Genomic DNA, 19,191 nt, shown 5'->3' on the forward strand with positions numbered 1-19,191 from the left:
GTTCGCGAGCGCCCGCGCGGTCGCCGTCGCAGGGTCGCCGCCGGCGTCAGACCTGCGCGTGGCCGTATCGCACCCTGGCCGAGGTCAGGTCGGGTTCGCCGAACCGGGCCCGCAGCAGGCCGAATGCCTGGACCTTGTCCACGCCGAACTTCTCCACGCGCGTGGCGTAGGTGTCGGCGGTGAGGAACGTAGGGGGATTCGTCTTGCTGTGGAACTTGTCCGCGTACATCACCAGTTGCTCTTCGACGGTCTCGGCCAGGTAGTCGGCCTCGGGTATGCCGAGCCCCTGATTGCGGACGTCGTGCCGGGTGAGGCCAACTCCCGTGTGACAGGAGCAGAAGCGGCGCAGGCGCTCCGGGAATCCCTCCTCGTGGAGGATCTCGTGACCGAGGACACCATGGCGGATGTAGTTGCGGTGATCGATCCGACCGGCCCGGTCGTACAGCCGGTAGACGCCGATGTCGTGGAGCAGGGCGCCGACACGGACGAGGTCGGCGTCGACGGAGAGGTCTGTCTGTGCCACAAGCTGTTCGGCGATGCCGCTGACGATTTCACAGTGGGTGAAGACGAGGTCCAGGGCCTCGCGCGAGGGCGCGTACCGCTCGTGCAGCGCGCGCACCTCATCGACCGTCGGAAGGATCACTGCGGCAGCGTACCGAACTACGAGCGATGGAGACCGGGTTGGTCGTCGTCGACGTCGTGGCCGCCGACAACGCGACGGCGGACACTCTGTGACGGGGGAGTGCGCGTCATTCCCCGAAGGGGTAAGGCGGGCATTGTCGGCTTGATGGGTGGGCCCCGCAGTGCGCGTCCAGGCCTCGCCACGCCAGGACCAGGGCGGCGATGGCCGCGCCGAGCACGCACACGTAGAGGACCCACCACCGCAGGGCCGCCCGAGGCGGCCCCTGCAATGTCGACAGGCCGACGCCTCCCGTGAGCAACACGACCCAGCCGAGCACGAACACCAACAGAATCAGCACGCGGCCTCCGATGCGGTGGTCCAGCGGGCGGACAAGTCAACAGGAGTGGACGGGCGAAGGGTAGTGCGCAGGTCAACCCGACCGGCAATGAAGCCAGTTGAGGCCCGGCCAGTGCGCCGTCCGTACTGTGCGGCCACACCATCGAGCCATCGAGCCATCGAGCCATCGAGCCATCGAGCCATCGAGACAGACCTGACGAACGCCTGTCAGGGGGTGAAGACCTCGTCGAGGCGGTCGATGGCCCCGCTGCTGTCGAGGTGGTAGGTGAAGACCAGCCCGGAGTTCGGGTGTGCCTCGAGCCAGTCGAGGAACTCCTGGACGCCGATGGGCTGGTTCTCGGTGCTCTCCACGATGGGGTTGGTCACGGTGACATAGGCGGCCTGATCCATCGGGATGTAGGTCTCCTCGCCGACTGTCTCGAACGGTGCGCCGTCCGAGTCGGGTGAACCGCACCCCCAGTTGCCGTACTTGACGATCAAGCTGAGAGATCCTCCCTCCGGCGTGTAGCGGTAGACCGCGATCTCGTCGGGGGAGATGGGCATCTTGTGGTCACAGTCGTCGGCATCGCCTTCGGCGCCCGCCGACTTTGTCGCCGTGGGAGCCGGGGGCTTGGAGGCAACCGGAACGACACTGGGGGCCTTGACCCCGCTGCCTGCGCCCGTGGAAGCCGCCGTGCCGGGCGTCTTGCCCGTAGTGTCGGCGTCCGCCCCCGTCTTGGTGGCGCCGGTGCCGATCGCCGTCGTCGCGCTCGGTTTCGCCTCACTGCCGGCGCCCGCCGTGCCGCCGTCCCCGGAGCAGCCTGTGAGACTCAGCGCGCCCGCGGCGCACACGCCCAGCACGACCGCTCGGACGGCGCCCGGTCTGCGACGGCTCTTCCTCGGCGGGTGGTTCATGGTTCGTCCCCCATCTTGCTTGTTCGAGATCTTCGTGAGCCCAGGCGGCTCGGGAGGAAGGGACGAGTTTCAGCCGTCGGCAGTTGCGCCCTGGCCAATTTGTTATGTCGTCTCCCACGGCCCTCGTCCTGACGTGGGCGGAACCGGCCACTCAGCGGGACCTGTCCGGCTGAGTGGCGGCGTTCGCTTCGACCGGCGGGACCTCGTGCAGTCCCTGCCGGAGCCCGGCCTGGTTCCGGGTTCCGCCCCGCAGTCGCCGCCGTCGCGTCAAGCGCCCCGAGCCGGATCCAAGCGCCTGCGGCAGGTACTCCCACCGGATCGCGGTGTGGACATCGTGTTGCGTTCGCTGAGTACCACGGACAGCAGGAGGCAGGTGATATCAGCGTGACTGCGCCGCTGGAAACGGGGGTGGTCGGTGTTCATGTTTCTCCCGCTGCTGCCCCACATCGGCGGGCAATAGCTGGACAGCCTCACCCCACCTGCGCAGATCACTGCTGCCGTCGCCGGCATGGTGACCGCCATGCCGGAGCAGGACCGCACCTCACAGACGCTCGACGCCCTCCGGCGGGGCGCCCTCCTCGCCGGAAGGGGCGCGCTGCGGCCCGACACGCCTACCGCCTCACCGACCGGCTGCACGCTCCGGTCCAGCCCGTCCTCGCTCCGCGCACGGCCGCGGTCCGAGGCGCCGCACGCCGCCTTCAAGCCGCGCACGCCCACCCCTCCACCACCGCCTGGAGCGGGAAAGGCTGAAGAGGCTCAATGACGCGACGACTGCCCCGCCTCGTCAACGTGGCACCCGAGTGGGGGAGTCGGCTCCCTCGCTGCTCGTCGTATGCTGCGGCGCTGGGCAGCCGTTGTGGCGCCCCAGATCCCGTCGTCTTCGCCGTGCTCGATCGCCCAGTCGCGGCAGGCGTTGAGTACTGCGCAGCGGTGGCATACCGCTCGGGCCAGTGAGGCTTCTGTGCCAGGGGCCACGAGGTCCGAGAGCGGGAAGAAGATCTCGGGATCCTCCCCGACGCACGCAGCTTGATCGCGCCAGTCGGAAGTTGCCGGGTGTTCGCAACATGAGGCGGTCATGGTGCACCTCTCAAGGCTGCCTGAGGGCAGGGCTGGTCGGCCGCGGCGCACGAGTGTGCCGCGGATCCGGCAGAGGTTCCGAGAATCTTATAACTCTATGTCTTATTTGCGGTAGGGGATCGACGGGGCGATCCGAACCCCGGGCACGTACGTGGTGCCTCCATGTGGGTTACGGCGTTTCCGGCCTTTCGGTTGTCGGCACGGACTTTCCGGTTGCCGTGCTCGCGGGGGGTGGGGTGACACCAAACATCGATTTCTGGATGTTTCAGGCGTTCAAACGGCATATAGCGCCGTTTGGGTGTCCTGGTCGCACCGCATGTACCGGATGCAACGTGCGACGTGCGACGTGAAAGGGGCACAGGCATGGCTGACTGGAAGCAGATCTCCGGTGGTCTGACGACGATCTCGGTGGGGTCGCGGACCCATGTGTGGGGGGTGAACTCCTCGGGGCAGATCTATCGGTACACCGGGCACGACGCGAACCCGTGGGTCGGTATCCCGGGGCGTGCGGTGGACATCGGTGTGGCCGCGGACGGGACGGTGTGGCACGTCAACTCCGCGGGTGGGATCTTCCGTTACACCGGGGACCAGGGCTCCACCGACTGGGTCGGCGTCAGCGGCGGGTTAGCCCGCATCTCGGTGGGGTCGCGGACCCACGTGTGGGGCGTCAACTCGCTGGGCCAGATCTATCGGTACACCGGGCACGACGCGAACCCGTGGGTCGGTATCCCGGGGCGTGCGGTGGACATCGGTGTGGCCGCGGACGGGACGGTGTGGCACGTCAACTCCGCGGGTGGGATCTTCCGTTACACCGGAGACCAGGGCTCCACCGACTGGGTCCCGGTCTCGGGAGGCCTGTCGCGCATCTCCGTCGGCTCCCGGACCAACGTATGGGGCGTGAACTCCTCCGACCAGATCTACCGCTACACCGGCCACGACGCCAATCCCTGGACCGGCATCCCCGGCGCCGCGGTCGATGTCGGTGCTGCCGCCGACGGCACCGTCTGGGTCGTCAACTCGGCCGGCGGCATCTACCGCTACACCGGGGACCAGCCGAGCTGACCTCGTGAGCAAGGGGGTGCGGGTCCCGGTCCACCGTGACCAGGACCCGCACACCGATCCGCACACCGCTCGCCCGGCTCAAGGGCACGGACGAGCAACCGCACGAGAGCATCGGGCAGGTGCTAGAGCTGGAGCAGTCGTCGGGTGATCTCCCGGTACTGCCTCAGCGCGTGCCGGAGTTCGTCGGACGCGGTTGCGGAGTCCTGGTCCTCCCAGGCGGCACGCAGGGTACGCCGCCGTTCCGCGAGGGCGTCGACGAGTTGGGCGGCGGCTTCGTCGTAGGCGCTCTCCGCCTCCTGCAGTGACTCGCGCGGGGTGTCGGTGAAGGTGTTGAGGGCGTGCCCGAGGCGCAGGGCGATCTTGTCCCGATCGCCCAACGGGAGCAGCGGCTCCGGGCCCGGGGTGCGGCGCTCGGCGGTGCTCCCGGTTTGCCCCGCGGGCTGCTGGGCGCGTGTTTGGTCGTACATCATCAGATGCCGCTTCCGTTCCGCCCGAAGGCGCTCTTGGTCTTCTCGACGGCCTGCTTCGGACTCCCGGCGACCAGGAGGATCCTGCCCGACTGCGGCTGCGGCTGCGGTCGAAGTCGCTGTTCGGGGGTGACCTGGCCCAAGCCTTCGATGGTCCTGTCCTTCATCGTCTGCGCCGTGTCTCTCATCGGCCGGGCGGAACGCATCACCTGTGTTTCGTAGTGGCCTGACCCTGTGCCGTGCTGCCAGTCAACGTCCGGCGCGGGCGGGTGTCAACGTGGTGACCGTACGATCCGGGCCGCAGCGCATGACCCCGGCCGTGCTCTTCGCACCGAGCCGAGGAGCCCCTCCACTTCGTTCGTTCCCAGCGCCTCACCCGGTACGCCAGGACTCCAGGCGCTGCGCGATGGTGCGCAGGTCGGCTTCCTGCGCGCGGACCGCCCGAGCGAGCTCGTACAGTTCGTCGTCCTTGGCCTGGAGGGGCTGACCGGAGACGTGCATGTACTGGCTGGTGCAGGCCCAGCCGATCACCAGGTTGTAGTCCGTGAAGGGGCGCAACAGCAGCGCGGTGTGCAGGAAGGTCGCGGCCCGGGAGCCGATCTCCTCGTAGTAGAGGACGCCACGCTCCCGCTCGAACTTGTGCCGGTCGGCCATGATCGCCAGAGTGCCCCAGTCCGCGATGGGCACGTTGAGCGGGGAGATCGCCGACTGGATCTGCAGGACCCAGCCGACGTCGACGCGGATGATCGGGCTCACCGCTGTCCCTCAGGGAAGCGGGCGGCGACGCCGGGCAGGATCCGGGCGGCTTCGGCGACGGCGCCTTCGACGAAAGAGATCCGGTCTGCTTCCTCCACCGTCACATCGTGTACGTGCTGCTTCAGACTCCGGCCCGTCAGAGCGGCCCGCTCGCGCAGCCGTGCCATCTCTTCTTCGCTGAATTCCACATTGAGTGCAGGCATGGTTTCACGGTACCGCCATTGGTACCGCATGCGGTACCCGACTGGCGAGCAGGTCAAGGCGGCACCGGCCGCGCAGCACCCCGCACTGAGTACGGCTACTCATGCCGACCCGTATCGGGGCGGGGACGATGGGCTGGTTGTGCGGAACGTACGAATGGAACGTACGAACGGGAGGCGGGGCATGGGCAGGTTCCTGGGGGCGGTGGCGGCCGTTGTCGCGGCGGCTGCGGCGTTGGTCTTCGCGTACGTGGCAGGTGCACCGCCCGCGGTGGTGCTCGCCGTCGGGGCGGGCGTGCTGAGCCTGCTGTGGCTGATGCTCCTGCTCACGCTGCCCTGGAACCTCTACTTCCGTGCGCACGCGGTGCTCGCCGAGATCTTGGTGAGCCGCGAGAAGGGCATCGAGGTCTCCCAGGCCCGGGATGCCGAGGCCGCTCGGATCGCCCGCACGATGCTCCGGACGGCGGTCGCGGGTCATGTCCTGACGGTGGCGGTCGTCCTCTCCGTGACCTGGGCGACGGGTGAGTTCACGGGCTACTGGTTCGCGGCGTTCTTCCTGCTGAGCACCTTCTTCCGGCCGGCCGGCGCGTACTTCGGCCAGCTCCGGCGGCGTCTGGGCACGCTCCTGAAGGACGTCACGTACCCGCGGGACGACGTCGTCGAGGTGCGGGCCCGGGTGGACCGCGCCGAGGCCGGGACGCGGGCCCTGGAGGAGAAGGCGGAGGAGCAGTACAAGGCCCTCGCCGAACTGCGCCGCACGGTGGACGCGCTGGCCATGAGCACGTACGAGCGGGCCGAGGAGGTGGACCGCAGAATGGCCGCGCTGGGGCGGGAGTTCGAGTCCACGGTGAACCGTCTCACCGACAATCAGGACATCATCGCGGGCGTGAAGGCGTTCCTGCGCCTGCTGCGCACCACCGACGTAACGGACAGCGCCCCGACCTCCGGGTGACATGGGGCGGTAGCCGTGGGACGGACCGTGCTTCGGCATGACGTGCCCGCACGGCACGGCTGCCGAGGAAGGCACGTCGGGCCGTCGGCGCGGCGCCCACCGCTTGAGAACACCTGCGGGCTGGCTGACAGTGGGATGCATGAGCCGCCACCGAAGTCCACCACGCAGGGCGCCGTGGATCGTGGGTGGGGCAGCCGTCCTTGTGGCGGGTGGCCTGGGGATCTGGGGGCTGACGGCGTCGGACGGCGGTAGCCCTCGGCCGACGCCGTCGGTCTCGAGCGACCTGTCCCTGCCCACGCTCGACCCACTGCCGTCCCTGACGGCCGAGCCGCAAACCTCCAGCACGGCGCGTCCCAGCCCCACGGAAACCCGGGCCGCCCCCTCCACGGCGACGACCGGGCACCCCACGCGTCCCAGCGGCCAGGGGACAGGCGGCCGCACCCCTTCCCCCTCGCGGTCTTCGGCCGTGCCGATGAACACATCGGCGCCGGCACGGTCCGAGACGCCCGCACGGTCACCACGGCCATTGCTCACTGCGATGACACAGCCGCGACCAACAGCAACAGCAACAGCAACGACAACGCCGACGCCACCACCGACCGTGTCCGTACCGCCTTCGACCCCGGTGCCCGCCCGGCCACCGACGGCCGAAAGCAGCCCGACGGCAGCGACGATTTGGTACACGTCTTCCGTGGCTCAGGCCGCTGCACAGCGCATGGCCACCTCGGGGACGGTGGGTGACCCGGCGTGCTCGATGTCGGCCCTGGGCGACCCCGACCCGAATCTGGTGCCGCAAGCCGGCCGCATCGGTATCGGTACGTACGGCCAGTACTGGTGCCTGATCTGGCAGTGATCGCTTCACTCTCCGGGCACTCCCTGCCGGCGGGCGGCCGGGCCGGGAACCGCACCCCGGCGGCTCTCCTCGCCGCGGGGACGTTTACCGCGGCCGCTGCGGGTCACGCGGCTGACGGAGAGCGAACGGCGCCACCAGGATCCGCTGAGGACGATTCGAGCGTGTCCGTGCGGCCCGAGCCGGGGCAGGGAGTGCCCCGCCCACCGCGCTGGGCGGACATCCGGCGTCAGCGCCGGACCATCCCGCTCGTCGCAGCCGCGAGACGAAAGGCAGACGCATGACGGAGATCCGACCCGCCACCACGACCGACTCGGGCGCCCCGGCGGAGAGCGACGAACACTCGCTCACCGTGGGTCCCGGGGGACCGATCCTGTTGCAGGACGCCTATCTGATCGAGCAGATGGCGCAGTTCAACCGGGAGCGGATCCCCGAGCGCCAGCCACACGCCAAGGGAAGCGGGGCCTTCGGTCACTTCGAGGTGACGCACGACGTCAGCGCGTACACCAAGGCAGCCGTGTTCCAGCCGGGTACCCGTACCGAACTGGTCACCCGCTTCTCGACCGTGGCCGGCGAGCGCGGCAGCCCGGACACCTGGCGCGACCCGCGCGGCTTCGCGGTGAAGTTCTACACCAGCGAAGGCAACTACGACATGGTCGGCAACAACACGCCGGTGTTCTTCGTGAAGGACCCGATGAAGTTCCAGCACTTCATCCGCTCGCAGAAGCGCCGCGCCGACAACAACCTGCGCGACCACGACATGCAGTGGGACTTCTGGACCCTCTCCCCGGAGTCCGCCCACCAGGTCACCTGGCTGATGGGAGACCGCGGCATCCCGCGGACCTGGCGCCACATGAACGGCTACACCTCCCACACCTATATGTGGATCAACGCCGAGGGCGAGCGGTTCTGGGTGAAATACCACTTCAAGACCGATCAGGGTGTCGAGTGCTTCACCCAGCACGAGGCCGATCAGATGGCCGCGGTGGACACGGACTACCACACGCGTGATCTCTTCGAGCACATCCGGGACGGTGACTTCCCCAGCTGGACCCTGCATGTGCAGGTGATGCCGTACGGGGACGCGGCGGGGTATCGATTCAACCCCTTCGATCTCACCAAGGTGTGGCCGCACGGCGACTACCCGCTCATTCCGGTCGGCCGCATGACGCTCGACCGCAATCCCACCGACAACCACGCCGAGATCGAGCAGGCGGCCTTCCAGCCCAACAACCTGGTCCCCGGCATCGGACCGAGCCCGGACCGGATGCTCCTGGCCCGCCTGTTCTCGTACGCGGACGCGCACCGCTACCGCATCGGTGCCAACTACCAGCAGCTTCCAGTGAACGCACCCGTCGTCGACGTCCACACGTATTCGAAGGACGGGGCGATGGCCTACCGCAAGACGACCGATCCGGTCTACGCGCCGAACTCCAAGGGCGGCCCCGAGGCCGATACCGCCCACTACGGCAGCCCGCCCAGCTGGGAGGCCGACGGCGAGATCACCCGTAGCGCCTATGTCTCCCACCCGCAGGACGACGACTGGGGTCAGCCCGGCACCATGGTGCGCGAGGTCCTCGACGACGACGCCCGCGACCGCCTGGTCGACAACGTCGTAGGACATCTCCTCAACGGTGTCACCGAGCCTGTCCTCGAACGTGCCTTCGAGTACTGGTCGAACATCGACGAATCCATCGGCAAGCGCATCGCGGACGGTGTGCGAGCCAAGGCCGACGAGAAGGATCCCAAGGCCGCCGAACAGGGCAATCCCGCACGACGGGCCATGCAGCACAAGGCGTGAGTTCACTCGGCACCGCTGGGCCGCGCCCGAGCCCTCGGACGAGCACACCGCCGACGCTCGGCGGCACGCAGGCTTCGCGCCGGGAAGGCGACGCCTCCGCCGACGCGAAGTCCGCCGCCGTCGAGCGTCGTGCGCACACCGGCTCGTCGGCGAGGGCCGGGTGCGCGGACGTGGCATGGTCGGTTCCCGACGAGGCCGCCGACGGCCCGGCGGGGGGTGCCGCCACCCCGAGGGCAGTCCACGACACACCAGGAAAGCTCATGATCTTCATCACCGCCCGGTTCCGCGTCCTTCCCCAGCACGCGGACGACTGGCCCGACATCACCCGAGGTTTCACCCTCGCGACGCGCGACGAGCCCGGGTGTCTCTGGTTCGACTGGTCGCGCAGCGTCGACGACCCTGCCGAGTACGTGCTGACCGAGGCGTTCCGCGACGACGAGGCCGGTTCGGCGCACGTCTCCTCCGAGCATTTCGCCGCGGCCTGCGCCGAGCTGCCGTCGTACCTCGCCGAGACCCCCAGGATCGTGAACGTGACCGTCCCGCAGAACGGCTGGTCCCTGCTCGGGGAGATGGCGGTACAGGACGACCGCTGACGCATCCGGTCCGGCGCCCCGGCGACAACCGGGGCGCCGGACCGGATGTGGTGATGGCGATCCGTCCGGCGCGGTCGGTCAGATCCGGGTGACGCTGAACTCGGGGTTGAAGTTCTGCCTGAACTGGTCGACGGTCACGGTGTGGATCTGGGCGTCCGCGGGGTCCCAGTAGCGGACCGCGTCGGGCTGGCCAAGCGCTTTCCCGATGGCCAGGGCAACCACGAAGTGGTGGTCGATGGCGACGGCCGCGGGGAACATCTGACGGAGCTTGTTGCCGTCCCAGTCGGGGGAGTACCAGCGCGCGGGCAGGCGCAGCGTCGGCCCGCCGGGCAGTTGGTTGAGGCGCTCGACCAGCAGGTTGGTGTTGGCGGTGTTCTGGCCGTGGGTGAGATCGCCAAGTGCGGTGTGGGTGGCCACCGTGCTCCAGGGCAGCCCGGCCACCGCGCCGAGACAGAAGGCCCAGCACTCCATGGAGCCCGGGTCCTGCATGCGCGCCGTGTGCGGCAGGGATTCCTTGCCGTAGAAGGTGTAGCCGTTGTCTTGCCACTGAATGGACATTTTTCCTCCCCTGTACGCAGGCCTGCCGGGACCCGACATGTCCGTCGGGCGGAACGGCAGGTGCATTCATCGTGAAGGTACCGGGAAATGCCCTTTTCGGTGTGGATTAGTGGTATCTCATCAATAAACATCTTGTCAGATATTTTGTCTTATGTTGCGCGTGTTTTCAGAGACGAACAGTGGCGCGACGGTGGTGGACGGCCCTGCTGGACGGCGTGGCCGGCCTTCCGGCCAAGGGCGGCGTCACGGTGCCGGCCTGAGGTAGTTGAGAGCGAGCCGGGTGAGTTCCTCGAGGAACTGTTCCCTGGGTATGAGAGGCCGGTCGAGCAGGTAACGAACGGTCAGGTGCTCGACGGTGCGCACCAGCATCCACACCGCCGTGTCGAGGGGTGCGTCCGGGCGCAGCCCCCCGCGCTGTGTCGTCAGATAGGCGCGGACCAGCTCGCCGATGCGCTGTTCGAAGGCCCTCAGGGCGCGGCCGTCGTCAAGCCGCGGGCCGTGCTCGACCGCGGCGCGAAGCAACGGCGGCTCGACGTCGAGTCCCTCCAACAGTGCTGCCAGGGTAGCCCGGACGATCACGGGCGCCGGCTGCTCGAAGTGGCCGGACATGCGGGTGGTGACGCTGGAGACGAGTGTGTCGCTGTAGCGTTCCAGAACCGCCGAGACGATGGCGTCCTTGTGGGGGAAGTACTGGTACAGCGAGCCGGGGCTGATCCCCGCCGTCGTCGCGATCCGACTGGTCGACGCGCCCTCGTAGCCGTACTCGGCCAGGACCTGCCGACCCGCGTCCAGGATGCGTTCCACCATCGCCCGGGACCGCTCCTGGCTCGGCCTCCTGCGCGGTGAAACGCGAGCGGCAGTGCTGCCACGCGCGTTTCGGCGAGGCGATGACATGCGCTTCAGCAGACGAATTGAACGCGAGTACGACAGGCAGTCAGCATCGACTCATGGTCGCACACGAGCCGCAGCAGCGTGATACCCCCGTCGGGCCGAGTGACGTGACGACGCCCCCCTCTCCGTATCCGCGGCGCTTTCGTGCGACCGAGGGCCTCAACCGTCGTCTGGGCAGACCGCTGCGGCTGTTGCTGGGACGCCGAGGCAAGGTCGATCCGGCGTTGTTGGCGGCCATCGGCGAGCGGTTGACGACGCGCGACGAACTCGGAGCGGCCCTGGCGGGCGCCCTGCGGATCACCGACACGGCGCATCCGGACCGGGTGACCATGAGGCAGTTCCGCACTGCGCTCGCCGACGGTATCGACGCGTTGGCGAACCCTCCCGCGGCTCTGCGGGAATTCTTCGCCGCAGTGGACCCGGTGCCGGACTGGGTCGACTTCGATCTGGTCGACGAGGGTGGCCGGGTGGCCCGCAGGTTCGGCCGCAACTCCGCCGACGTGATGCTCCAGTTGGCGTTGATCGGCTCCTACCGGTTCGACGGACCGCCTCGTCTGCTGGTCGAGACCGGTGGCCTCACCGGCGGTTCGGCCCTGCGCAGGATCGCCGAGACCCAGCATTGGGCCACCGCGGTCACCGGGCACCACGCGATGCGCCGCTCCGGTCCGGGCTTTCGCCTCACCGTGCACGTCCGTCTCATGCACGCGCTGGTCAACCATCAGGCGGAGCGCAGCGGGCAATGGGACACCGAGCGCTGGGGGCTGCCGGTCAACCAGTCCGATCTGGCCGCGACCCTAGGCCTGTTCAACGCCGTCCAGCTGCTCGGCGTACGACTGCTCGGCGTACGCGTCACCCGTGCCGAGTCTCGCGCACTCATGCATCTGTGGAAGTACGTCGGCCATCTGCTGGGCGTGAACGAGGATTGGCTCTGCGATCACGAACGGGTCCAACATCGTTTCAACTACCACCTGTTACTCACCCAGTGCTACGGCGGCCCGGTCGGCCCGGCCCTCGCCAACGCGCTCGTGGAGGCCCAGACCGCCTTGCACTTCGCCCACTTCGCCCGTGTGCGCCGCGCCTACGCCCGAGCGCGGCTGCTGAGCATGCTGCGGTACTTTCTCGGCCGCCGCGGCGTGCGGGACCTGGACCTGCCTGTCGTCCTGCCCTGGGCCGTGCCGCCCCTGCTGGCCGTCAACCTCCTGCGCTACCACGTCCTCGGTCGCACTGCGGCGGGCCGCGCCTACCTGCTGCGCAGCGGAGACCGGTTCATCCGACGGAACCTGCGGCGCTACTTCGGTGAACATGCCCCCGATGTGGGGGCACTCGGGGTCGGGCCGTCGGCAGGACCGTCGCGCTGACGGAGACCTCACGGAGCGATACCGACGCCGTCGGCGAGGCTCCAGGACTGTCCGGCAACGACCGGCAGTGACAGCAGCCCGTTCCCGAGACCGTCCAGCCCGCCGACGCCGTCGGAGAGGCCTTCGAGCACGCCGTCCAGGACGAGGGACAGCGCGAGGAGCACGATGCCCCCGATGCCGAGACCCAGAAACCGGCCCGTCCGCCCCCACCGCCTCTTCTCCGCGTCACCGCGCTGATGAGTGCCATGACCCGGGTCCGGGGCGGCAGTGGCATTGCCTGTCTCCGGCAGTCTTCACCTGCCTTCGATGCCGGGCTCTGCCCCCACGGGCCTGCTCCCGAGCCCGGTGGATCGGCATCGGGCTCGAGCCCGTCCGCGACCGCCCCCCATCCGCGACACGGGCGGTGTCCCGTACCGGATCGTCCTCATGGGGATTCGAAATCTCGAGCTTCGGGTCGTCATCCCGATCGGCCGACGCAATTCGCCGGTGAACGTTTTCTGAGCGCAGCAGATTGTGACGGGCCGGTCATCGCGGGCCGTTTTCGAATGATATTCAATTTTCGCCTGAGGGTGGCCATCGCGGTGACTGCGCTTTCCGGGGTTGCCTCCTGCCTGGAGACCGCGCTGCTCACCGCCGGTTTCCCGGCTTGCCGTGATGAGGGGAAACAGGAAACCCGTCGACCTCCCGGGACCCTGCGGCCAGTCTGATGCCGAGAGACCGAGCACGACCTGCGACCAGGCAGGACGACCGCAAGGGGGAAACATGCGCAAGTTGTTCAGTGGGGCCGTCGCACTGGCCACCGCCGCCACGGCGCTGGTGGCGCTGACCGGCACGGCCGAGGCCAAGCCCGCGGCCGACTGGGCCGGCTGCCCGTCCGGTGCCGTCTGTATCTACCCGCAGAACCAGGACCCCGCCCAGAGCCCGAGCAACATCTACTGGAGCTACGGCGCCCACAACCTGAGCAACCAGGTCGGCTGGCACTGGGTCCTCAACAACCAGACCGGTGGCGCCTCGGCGGAACTGTGCCTGAACTACGGCGGCACGAACTGCAACTACACGATCGGGAATCCGCCGAGGGGTGTGTGGGCCGACCTCACGCCGGTCAACTCGATCAAACTGAACCGGCCGTAAGGCCTTCCGCACGGGGGAACGTCCGGAATCGCGTGCGCGGTTCCGGACGTCCGTTTTTCCGCCATACTCTCGCGCCACGCCGGTGAAAGCCTTGATCGGCCGTCATATTGCCGCAGTACTCTGGATGTCGGCCGTTTCACGGCTCATGCGCGACACCCGGGGGATGTGGTGGGGGAGCAGCAGCACACCGGCGACCGATGTGAACCGCCACCGTCCGACGGAACCGTTCCGGACTTTCCCGCGCAGCTGAGACGACTCCGCCGACAGCGCGGGCTCTCGCTGGCCGACATGGCTCGGCAGACGCACTACAGCAAGGGCTACCTCAGCAAGATCGAGACGGGCGCGAAGCGCGCCACCGTCGACGTTGCGCGGCGGTGCGACCAGATCCTGCGGGCCGAGGGCGGGCTGCTGCGACTGCTGACGAAGAGCCCGGAGAACGCCGAGGAAGCTGACGACACGGCGAAATCCGAGGGAACGGCGAACCCGGCCAACCCGGCGGCCCCGGCGACCTCCGGGAACGCGCAGAACGCGGGCGACGCGCGGGCTGGGCAGGGTGACGGCGTCGTGCCCGGGCGGACGGACTTCGACGCCGTCTGTCCCTACCGGGGACTGTCGGCGTTCACCGCGCAGGACGCGGGATGGTTCTTCGGCCGCGAGCGGGCCACCGCCGCCCTGGTCGAGCGGGTCTTCGAACGGATCGGCGGCGGACCCCTGATGGTCGTCGCCCCTTCGGGTGCCGGCAAGTCGTCCCTGTTCAACGCCGGTCTCGTACCGGCCTTCCGAAACCCCGGCGGCTTCCCCATGCCGGGCGCCGAGCGGTGGCCGGTGGTGGCTTTCACGCCCACCGCGCACCCGCTGGAGGAGCTGCTGACAGGCTTCGCGAAAGCGCTGGACGGCGATCTCGGCGTCACCGTACGGCAGTTGCGGGACCGGCCCGAGATCCTGCTGGAGGCGGTGCGGCGCACGGTGGACGACAGCGCCTGCGACGACGGGGGCAGACGGCCACCGCCGGTGCGTCCGGTACTCCTCGTCGACCAGTTCGAGGAGCTGTTCACGCTCTGCTCCGACGAGGACGAACGACGCGCTTTCGTCCGGGTGCTGTGCGCCGTGTCGACGTCCCGTCGCCCATCGGATCCGGCGGACGTCCCCGGTCGTGACCCGGCCGTGGTGGTCCTGGGCGTACGGGCCGACCTGTCCGGCAGGTGTGTCGAACTCCCCGAACTGGCAACGGTGTTCACCGACGGGCTGTTCGTGCTGCCCCCGATGTCCGTCACCGGGCTGCGGGAGGCGATCACCCGCCCCGCCGAGCTCGCCGGACTCGCCCTGGAGCCGGGTCTCGTCCCCCTGTTGCTGCGCGACGCCGGCCTGCGGGACGAACCGGCAGGGCTGCCCGGCAGTGAACGGGGTGCGCTGCCCGGCGACGGGTCGGGAGGGGCGCACGGCGACGGATCGGACGTCGGGCGCGCCCTGCCGGACGTCACTCCCTCCGGTGCGCTGCCGCTGATCTCCCACGCGCTGCTGACCACCTGGCAGCGGCGCGAGGGCGCCACCCTGACCGTCGCGGGGTACGAGCGCACCGGCGGGATCCGGGGGGCGGTCGCACGGACCGCCGAGGACGTGTTCGCGGGCCTGTACCCGGCCGAGCAGCAGACGATCCGCAGGATCCTGGTGCGCCTGGTCCATGTGGCCGACGGCACCGGACCGGCCCGGTGCCGGATGAGCCGGGCCGCGCTGATGGAGCGGCTCGCCGACACGGACGGCGCCACGGCCGCCCTGGACGCCTTCGTGCGGGCGCGTCTGATCACCGCCGACCGCGCCACGGTCGAGATCGCCCACGAGGCGCTGCTGCACGCCTGGCCCCGGCTGCGCGGCTGGATCGACGCCGACCGGCACGGGCTGCTGATCCACCAGCAACTCGCGCACGCCGCCGAGGAGTGGGAGCGCGAGGGCGGCGATCCGTCCGCCCTCTACCGGGGCACCCGGCTGGACACCGTCCGGGCGTGGGCCGAGGAACTGGACGGCCGGAGCCGGCTCAGCGCGCAGGAGGAGGCGTTCCTGCGCGCGAGCCGGGCCGAGGAGGCCGACCGGCAGCGGCAGGCCCGGCGGCAGGTCCGGCGCCGGCAGGGCACGCTGGCAACGCTGGTCGTGCTGCTGGCCCTCGCCGTGGTCGCCGGAGCGCTGGCGTACCGGCAGCGCTCGGACGCGCTGCAGCAGGAGCGGGTCGCCCGTTCCCGGGCACTCGCCGCGCAGTCCGTCTCGCTGGCCGCCGGTCAGCCCGAGGCTTCGATGCGGCTCGCCGGGGAGGCCTACCGCTCCCAGGAGACGCCCGAGGCGCGCGGCGCCCTGCTGAGCACCCAGGCGCAACCCTTCTCGGCCCGGCTCGGTGGGCATCGCGGGCCGGTCAACTCGGTGGCGTTCGCGCCCGACGGGCGCACGCTCGCGACGGCCAGTTCGGACGGCACGGTGACCCTGCGACGACTCGCGGACCGCCGCACGACCGCCACGTTCACGATGTCCGGGCGGGTGCGGTCGGTCGCCTTCAGCCCCGACGGACGTACGCTCGCGGCCGGTGCCACGGACGCGCCGGTGCAGCTGTGGGGCGCGGCCGACCATCGCACGAAGGTGGTGTTGCCGGCCGGCACCGTGGGCGCCCGGGCCGTGGCCTTCGACCCCCGGGGCCGCACTCTGGCCGTCGCGGCGCGCGACGGCACGGTCCAGGTGTGGGACACGGACCGGGGGCGCCGCGTCGCGTCCTTCACCGGTCATGTCGGGCAGGTCGACGCGCTGGCGTACGCCCCGGACGGCCGGACGCTCGCGTCGGCCGGCGCCGACCGGACCGTCCGGCTGTGGGACACGGTGCGCGATCGGCCCGCGGGCGTGCTGGAAGGGCACAGTGACGAGGTGTACGGCGTGGCGTTCGCGCCGGACGGACGGAGCCTGGCCAGCGGGGGAGCGGACCGCACCGTACGGCTGTGGGACCTGGCACGGCACCGGACGATCTCGGTCCTGAGCGGGCACAGCGACGACGTCAACGCCGTCGCCTACACCCCGGACGGCGCCACGGTCGTCAGCGCGGGAGGCGACGGCACGACCCGTCTGTGGGACGTGCACAGCGGGATGCAGACGCTGACGCTCACCGGCCACACCGACTACACGATGGGCGTGGCCGTGAACGCCGACGGGACCATGCTCGCCACTGCCGGGTTCGACCAGTCGGTGGTGCTGTGGGACCTGGGCGGGCCGGTACTGACGGCCCGCCCGTACACCGAGATCTGGCAGTCCGCCTACAGCCCCGACGGGAAACTGCTGGCGACCGCCGACACCGATCACACGGTGCGGCTGTGGGACGTGGCGCGGCACCGGCCCGTCACGACCCTGCGAGGGCATCGCTCGGCCGTGTTCTCGGTGGCGTTCGCCCCCGACGGGCGCACCCTGGCCTCGGGCGGTTCCGACGGCACGGTCCGGCTGTGGGACGTCGCCACCCGCCGCCTCCTCGGCACGCTCACCGGGCATCACGGGGACGTGTTCTCGGTGGCGTTCGCCCCGGACGGCGCACGGCTGGCGTCGGCGGGTGCCGACCGTACGGTGCGGCTGTGGGACGTCGCCACCCGCCGCCCGCTGGCCACGCTCACCGGCCACACGGACTTCGTCAACGACGTCACCTTCAGCCCCGACGGCCGCACCCTCGCGAGCGCGGGTGACGATCTGACCGTACGGCTGTGGGACGTGGCGGGCCGCGGGCCGCGGGCCACGCTCACCGGGCACACGGGTGCGGTGCGGGGAGTGGCGTTCGGCCCGGACGGCCGGACACTGGCGAGCAGCGGCAACGACGGGACCGTACGCCTGTGGGACGTCCGCCGGCACCGTCCCACGGCGGTGTTGCGGGGGCACACCGGGTCGGTGCGCGGTATCGCGTTCTCCCCCGACGGCCGCTTGCTGGCCAGCAGCGGCAGTGACCGTACGGTGCGGCTGTGGGACGTGGCGGCGCGGCGGCCCTGGGCCGCGCTGACCGGGCACACGAACGCGGTGTGGGGCACCGTGTTCTCCCCTGATGGGCGGACGGTGGCCAGCAGCAGCAACGACGGGACCGTACGGCTGTGGAACCTGGGCGTGCCGGCCCGGTTCGCCGCGATCTGCCGGCTGCGGCTGTCCGGGGCGGGTGCTTCGGCGTGCTCGCACCGCTGACCGCGACCACAGCGGCCGACGCACCCGCCAGGAGAAGGCGACGGCTCAGGAGACGCCTACCACCACGTTGAACCAGGAGGCGCTGATCGACCTCAGCGGCGAGTCCAGCTTCTGGAGGTCGAGACGGTAGGTGCCGGCCGGCAGCACCCCGCCGCCGGGCAGCGGCCCCAGGGGCAGGCAGCGCCCATTGGCCACACCGGCGCGGTTGTACGTCCACACGCCCGCCGAGGTGTGCATGATCGTGTAAGCCCCCCTGCTCAGCGAGGGGTTGACGGCGGATCGCCGGGTCGTCTCCAGGGCGAAGGAGGCGCCCGCGTACGACGGCACGCGCGCGGGCAGACCCGGCTTCGTGGGGCCCCTCGGCCCGTGCATACTCAGGCTCTGCGCACGCACCGGCGTTCGCGAGCAGAGAAGAAGGAGGTGGGCGATGGTGTCGACACCGGGGGCCGAGCCCCGGAAGATCACGATCAACGACGTCGCCAGGTCCGCCGGAGTGTCCCGACAGACCGTATCTCGGGCGCTCAACGACAAGGGTGAGATCGACGGCGACACCAAGCAGCGCGTGCTCGACGCGGCGCGCGCGCTCGGCTACCGCCCGAGCCGATTCGCCCGGGGGCTGGTCCGCCAGGACACCATGACCATCGGGCTGGTCATCCCCGACCTGCTCAACCCGTTCTTCACCGAGGTCGCCGCCGGGGCCCTGGAGGCGGCCAGATCCCGGGGCTGGCACGTGGTCGTATACGCCACGGCGGACCGGGCGGACGAGGAACGCGGCACACTCCAGGTCATCACCTCGCAGGTGGACGCGGTGATCGGCTACTTCAGCTGCTCCGAGAGCGAGCTGGAGTCGTACACCCGGGGCATGCCGGTGGTGCTCATCGGCCGTGAGGGCCGCAGCACGCGGTTCAGCTCGATCCGGATCGACGGCGAGCAGGGCGTCCGTGCCGCGGTCGCGCATCTGGTCGCGGAGGGACACACCCGGATCGGCATGCTGGACCACCGGACCCGCGCCGAGCCCAGCATCCGGCACGACTGGTTCACGGCCGCGGCGCGGGAGCACGGGATCGACACCCACCTGGTGGTCGACGCCGACCAGACGGCCGACGGGGGAGGGGCGGCGCTCAGAACCCTGCTCGCCGCTCGTCCCGAGGTCACCGCGGTCTTCACCTTCAACGACATCATCGCCGTCGGCGCACTCCGTGAGGCACGCAGGCTCGGCCGCAGCGTCCCGCGGGATCTGGCGGTGATCGGCTTCGACGGCCTCCAGCTCGGAGCACTCGTCGAACCCCCGCTGTCCAGCGTCGCCCTCGACACGCGACAGCTCGGAGCGCTCGCCATCGAGCAACTCGCCCGACTGCTGTCGGGGCTGGGCACGTCGGAGGCAGACGACCTGGTCGTCCACGCGGAGCTGCACCTGAGCGGATCGGCCTGACGTCA

21 protein-coding genes and 1 pseudogene are annotated in these 19,191 nt (G+C 70.1%); 10 read left to right on the forward strand and 12 right to left on the reverse strand.

Translation table 11 applies throughout. The features are described from left to right. Window positions 1-46: 46 nt before the first annotated feature. The 3 genes from OHU34_RS41705 to OHU34_RS41715 form a co-directional block, all read right to left on the reverse strand. Complete coding sequence (locus OHU34_RS41705) at window positions 47-643, reverse strand: HDIG domain-containing metalloprotein (RefSeq protein ID WP_142268325.1); 597 nt, start codon at window positions 641-643, stop codon at window positions 47-49. 106 nt (window positions 644-749) lie between these two features. Next, window positions 750-980 (reverse strand): hypothetical protein, encoded by a 231-nt coding sequence (locus OHU34_RS41710; protein WP_142268324.1) that lies wholly within the window; start codon window positions 978-980, stop codon window positions 750-752. A 206-nt stretch (window positions 981-1,186) separates the two neighbouring features. Continuing rightward, window positions 1,187-1,873, reverse strand: coding sequence for a hypothetical protein (locus OHU34_RS41715; RefSeq protein WP_405771615.1), 687 nt, complete (start codon window positions 1,871-1,873; stop codon window positions 1,187-1,189). Between the two features lie 460 nt (window positions 1,874-2,333). Between OHU34_RS41715 and OHU34_RS41720 the strand changes: the two are divergent. Then, window positions 2,334-2,623 (forward strand): annotated as a pseudogene (locus OHU34_RS41720) (hypothetical protein); the annotation flags it as partial. A gap of 6 nt (window positions 2,624-2,629) precedes the next feature. Here OHU34_RS41720 and OHU34_RS41725 read toward each other — a convergent pair. Next, the gene (locus OHU34_RS41725; protein ID WP_230196125.1) at window positions 2,630-2,950 is read right to left on the reverse strand and encodes a WhiB family transcriptional regulator; all 321 of its coding nucleotides are present in this window, start codon (window positions 2,948-2,950) and stop codon (window positions 2,630-2,632) included. A gap of 363 nt (window positions 2,951-3,313) precedes the next feature. Between OHU34_RS41725 and OHU34_RS41730 the strand changes: the two genes are divergently transcribed. Then, the gene (locus OHU34_RS41730) at window positions 3,314-4,012 is read left to right on the forward strand and encodes a tectonin domain-containing protein (protein WP_142268321.1); all 699 of its coding nucleotides are present in this window, start codon (window positions 3,314-3,316) and stop codon (window positions 4,010-4,012) included. 122 nt (window positions 4,013-4,134) lie between these two features. Here the strand turns inward: OHU34_RS41730 and OHU34_RS41735 are convergent, their stop codons facing one another. The 4 genes from OHU34_RS41735 to OHU34_RS41750 all read right to left on the reverse strand — a co-directional run bounded on the left by OHU34_RS41735 (window position 4,135) and on the right by OHU34_RS41750 (window position 5,438). Then, window positions 4,135-4,482 carry a hypothetical protein gene (locus OHU34_RS41735; protein WP_142268320.1) on the reverse strand — a complete coding sequence of 116 codons (348 nt, stop codon included), beginning with the start codon at window positions 4,480-4,482 and terminating at the stop codon, window positions 4,135-4,137. Then, on the reverse strand, window positions 4,482-4,646 hold the full coding sequence (locus tag OHU34_RS41740; RefSeq protein ID WP_405771618.1) for a CsbD family protein: 165 nt from the start codon (window positions 4,644-4,646) through the stop codon (window positions 4,482-4,484). Before OHU34_RS41740 ends, OHU34_RS41735 begins: the two co-directional genes overlap by 1 nt. A 205-nt stretch (window positions 4,647-4,851) precedes the next feature. Then, complete coding sequence (locus OHU34_RS41745) at window positions 4,852-5,235, reverse strand: hypothetical protein (protein ID WP_142268319.1); 384 nt, start codon at window positions 5,233-5,235, stop codon at window positions 4,852-4,854. Further along, entirely contained in the window at window positions 5,232-5,438 is a 207-nt protein-coding gene (locus tag OHU34_RS41750) for a hypothetical protein (RefSeq protein ID WP_142268318.1), read from the reverse strand. Before OHU34_RS41750 ends, OHU34_RS41745 begins: the two co-directional genes overlap by 4 nt. 181 nt (window positions 5,439-5,619) lie before the next feature. Here OHU34_RS41750 and OHU34_RS41755 point away from each other — a divergent pair, with 181 nt between their 5' ends. From OHU34_RS41755 to OHU34_RS41770, 4 genes are all read left to right on the forward strand, one after another. After that, the gene (locus OHU34_RS41755; RefSeq protein WP_230196127.1) at window positions 5,620-6,387 is read left to right on the forward strand and encodes a hypothetical protein; all 768 of its coding nucleotides are present in this window, start codon (window positions 5,620-5,622) and stop codon (window positions 6,385-6,387) included. A 691-nt stretch (window positions 6,388-7,078) separates the two neighbouring features. Next, window positions 7,079-7,240 carry a hypothetical protein gene (locus tag OHU34_RS41760; protein WP_020132040.1) on the forward strand — a complete coding sequence of 54 codons (162 nt, stop codon included), beginning with the start codon at window positions 7,079-7,081 and terminating at the stop codon, window positions 7,238-7,240. 277 nt (window positions 7,241-7,517) lie between these two features. Further along, window positions 7,518-9,038, forward strand: coding sequence for a catalase (locus tag OHU34_RS41765; protein ID WP_142268316.1), 1,521 nt, complete (start codon window positions 7,518-7,520; stop codon window positions 9,036-9,038). Window positions 9,039-9,298: 260 nt separating this feature from the next. After that, window positions 9,299-9,631 (forward strand): putative quinol monooxygenase, encoded by a 333-nt coding sequence (locus tag OHU34_RS41770; RefSeq protein WP_142269829.1) that lies wholly within the window; start codon window positions 9,299-9,301, stop codon window positions 9,629-9,631. Between the two features lie 78 nt (window positions 9,632-9,709). Here the strand turns inward: OHU34_RS41770 and OHU34_RS41775 are convergent, their stop codons facing one another. Further along, on the reverse strand, window positions 9,710-10,189 hold the full coding sequence (locus OHU34_RS41775) for a hypothetical protein (protein ID WP_142268315.1): 480 nt from the start codon (window positions 10,187-10,189) through the stop codon (window positions 9,710-9,712). Between the two features lie 243 nt (window positions 10,190-10,432). After that, window positions 10,433-10,996 (reverse strand): TetR/AcrR family transcriptional regulator, encoded by a 564-nt coding sequence (locus OHU34_RS41780; protein ID WP_142268314.1) that lies wholly within the window; start codon window positions 10,994-10,996, stop codon window positions 10,433-10,435. 140 nt (window positions 10,997-11,136) lie between these two features. On the opposite strand from OHU34_RS41780, the gene OHU34_RS41785 reads away from it, so the two are divergent. Then, window positions 11,137-12,438 carry an oxygenase MpaB family protein gene (locus tag OHU34_RS41785; protein ID WP_230196129.1) on the forward strand — a complete coding sequence of 434 codons (1,302 nt, stop codon included), beginning with the start codon at window positions 11,137-11,139 and terminating at the stop codon, window positions 12,436-12,438. Window positions 12,439-12,446: 8 nt separating this feature from the next. Here the strand turns inward: OHU34_RS41785 and OHU34_RS41790 are convergent, their stop codons facing one another. Next, complete coding sequence (locus OHU34_RS41790) at window positions 12,447-12,602, reverse strand: hypothetical protein (protein WP_160160036.1); 156 nt, start codon at window positions 12,600-12,602, stop codon at window positions 12,447-12,449. A 598-nt stretch (window positions 12,603-13,200) separates the two neighbouring features. Between OHU34_RS41790 and OHU34_RS41795 the strand changes: the two genes are divergently transcribed. Both OHU34_RS41795 and OHU34_RS41800 read left to right on the forward strand, forming a co-directional pair. After that, window positions 13,201-13,569 carry a hypothetical protein gene (locus OHU34_RS41795; protein ID WP_020132033.1) on the forward strand — a complete coding sequence of 123 codons (369 nt, stop codon included), beginning with the start codon at window positions 13,201-13,203 and terminating at the stop codon, window positions 13,567-13,569. 288 nt (window positions 13,570-13,857) lie between these two features. Next, on the forward strand, window positions 13,858-17,754 hold the full coding sequence (locus OHU34_RS41800) for a WD40 repeat domain-containing protein (RefSeq protein WP_405771624.1): 3,897 nt from the start codon (window positions 13,858-13,860) through the stop codon (window positions 17,752-17,754). 45 nt (window positions 17,755-17,799) lie between these two features. Here OHU34_RS41800 and OHU34_RS41805 read toward each other — a convergent pair whose 3' ends face one another. Then, window positions 17,800-18,126, reverse strand: a complete 327-nt coding sequence (locus OHU34_RS41805) for a hypothetical protein (RefSeq protein WP_142268311.1) — start codon at window positions 18,124-18,126, stop codon at window positions 17,800-17,802. Window positions 18,127-18,181: 55 nt separating this feature from the next. On the opposite strand from OHU34_RS41805, the gene OHU34_RS41810 reads away from it, so the two are divergent. Then, window positions 18,182-19,186 carry a LacI family DNA-binding transcriptional regulator gene (locus tag OHU34_RS41810; RefSeq protein ID WP_142268310.1) on the forward strand — a complete coding sequence of 335 codons (1,005 nt, stop codon included), beginning with the start codon at window positions 18,182-18,184 and terminating at the stop codon, window positions 19,184-19,186. Window positions 19,187-19,191: the final 5 nt, after the last annotated feature.

Origin of the sequence: Streptomyces sp. NBC_00080, assembly GCF_045041255.1 — a bacterium.
In the GTDB taxonomy this organism is placed as follows: domain Bacteria; phylum Actinomycetota; class Actinomycetes; order Streptomycetales; family Streptomycetaceae; genus Streptomyces; species Streptomyces coriariae.

What these genes read in the sequence shown, in the direction of transcription:
- OHU34_RS41770 (WP_142269829.1), top strand. Translation starts at nt 9,299, where the DNA reads ATGATCTTCATCACCGCCCGGTTCCGCGTCCTTCCCCAGCACGCGGAC.
- OHU34_RS41795 (WP_020132033.1), top strand. Translation starts at nt 13,201, where the DNA reads ATGCGCAAGTTGTTCAGTGGGGCCGTCGCACTGGCCACCGCCGCCACG.
- OHU34_RS41730 (WP_142268321.1), top strand. Translation starts at nt 3,314, where the DNA reads ATGGCTGACTGGAAGCAGATCTCCGGTGGTCTGACGACGATCTCGGTG.
- OHU34_RS41775 (WP_142268315.1), bottom strand. Translation starts at nt 10,189, where the DNA reads ATGTCCATTCAGTGGCAAGACAACGGCTACACCTTCTACGGCAAGGAA.
- OHU34_RS41740 (WP_405771618.1), bottom strand. Translation starts at nt 4,646, where the DNA reads ATGAAGGACAGGACCATCGAAGGCTTGGGCCAGGTCACCCCCGAACAG.
- OHU34_RS41785 (WP_230196129.1), top strand. Translation starts at nt 11,137, where the DNA reads ATGGTCGCACACGAGCCGCAGCAGCGTGATACCCCCGTCGGGCCGAGT.
- OHU34_RS41755 (WP_230196127.1), top strand. Translation starts at nt 5,620, where the DNA reads ATGGGCAGGTTCCTGGGGGCGGTGGCGGCCGTTGTCGCGGCGGCTGCG.
- OHU34_RS41725 (WP_230196125.1), bottom strand. Translation starts at nt 2,950, where the DNA reads ATGACCGCCTCATGTTGCGAACACCCGGCAACTTCCGACTGGCGCGAT.
- OHU34_RS41735 (WP_142268320.1), bottom strand. Translation starts at nt 4,482, where the DNA reads ATGATGTACGACCAAACACGCGCCCAGCAGCCCGCGGGGCAAACCGGG.
- OHU34_RS41750 (WP_142268318.1), bottom strand. Translation starts at nt 5,438, where the DNA reads ATGCCTGCACTCAATGTGGAATTCAGCGAAGAAGAGATGGCACGGCTG.
- OHU34_RS41715 (WP_405771615.1), bottom strand. Translation starts at nt 1,873, where the DNA reads ATGAACCACCCGCCGAGGAAGAGCCGTCGCAGACCGGGCGCCGTCCGA.
- OHU34_RS41800 (WP_405771624.1), top strand. Translation starts at nt 13,858, where the DNA reads ATGGCTCGGCAGACGCACTACAGCAAGGGCTACCTCAGCAAGATCGAG.
- OHU34_RS41780 (WP_142268314.1), bottom strand. Translation starts at nt 10,996, where the DNA reads ATGGTGGAACGCATCCTGGACGCGGGTCGGCAGGTCCTGGCCGAGTAC.
- OHU34_RS41805 (WP_142268311.1), bottom strand. Translation starts at nt 18,126, where the DNA reads ATGCACGGGCCGAGGGGCCCCACGAAGCCGGGTCTGCCCGCGCGCGTG.
- OHU34_RS41765 (WP_142268316.1), top strand. Translation starts at nt 7,518, where the DNA reads ATGACGGAGATCCGACCCGCCACCACGACCGACTCGGGCGCCCCGGCG.
- OHU34_RS41810 (WP_142268310.1), top strand. Translation starts at nt 18,182, where the DNA reads ATGGTGTCGACACCGGGGGCCGAGCCCCGGAAGATCACGATCAACGAC.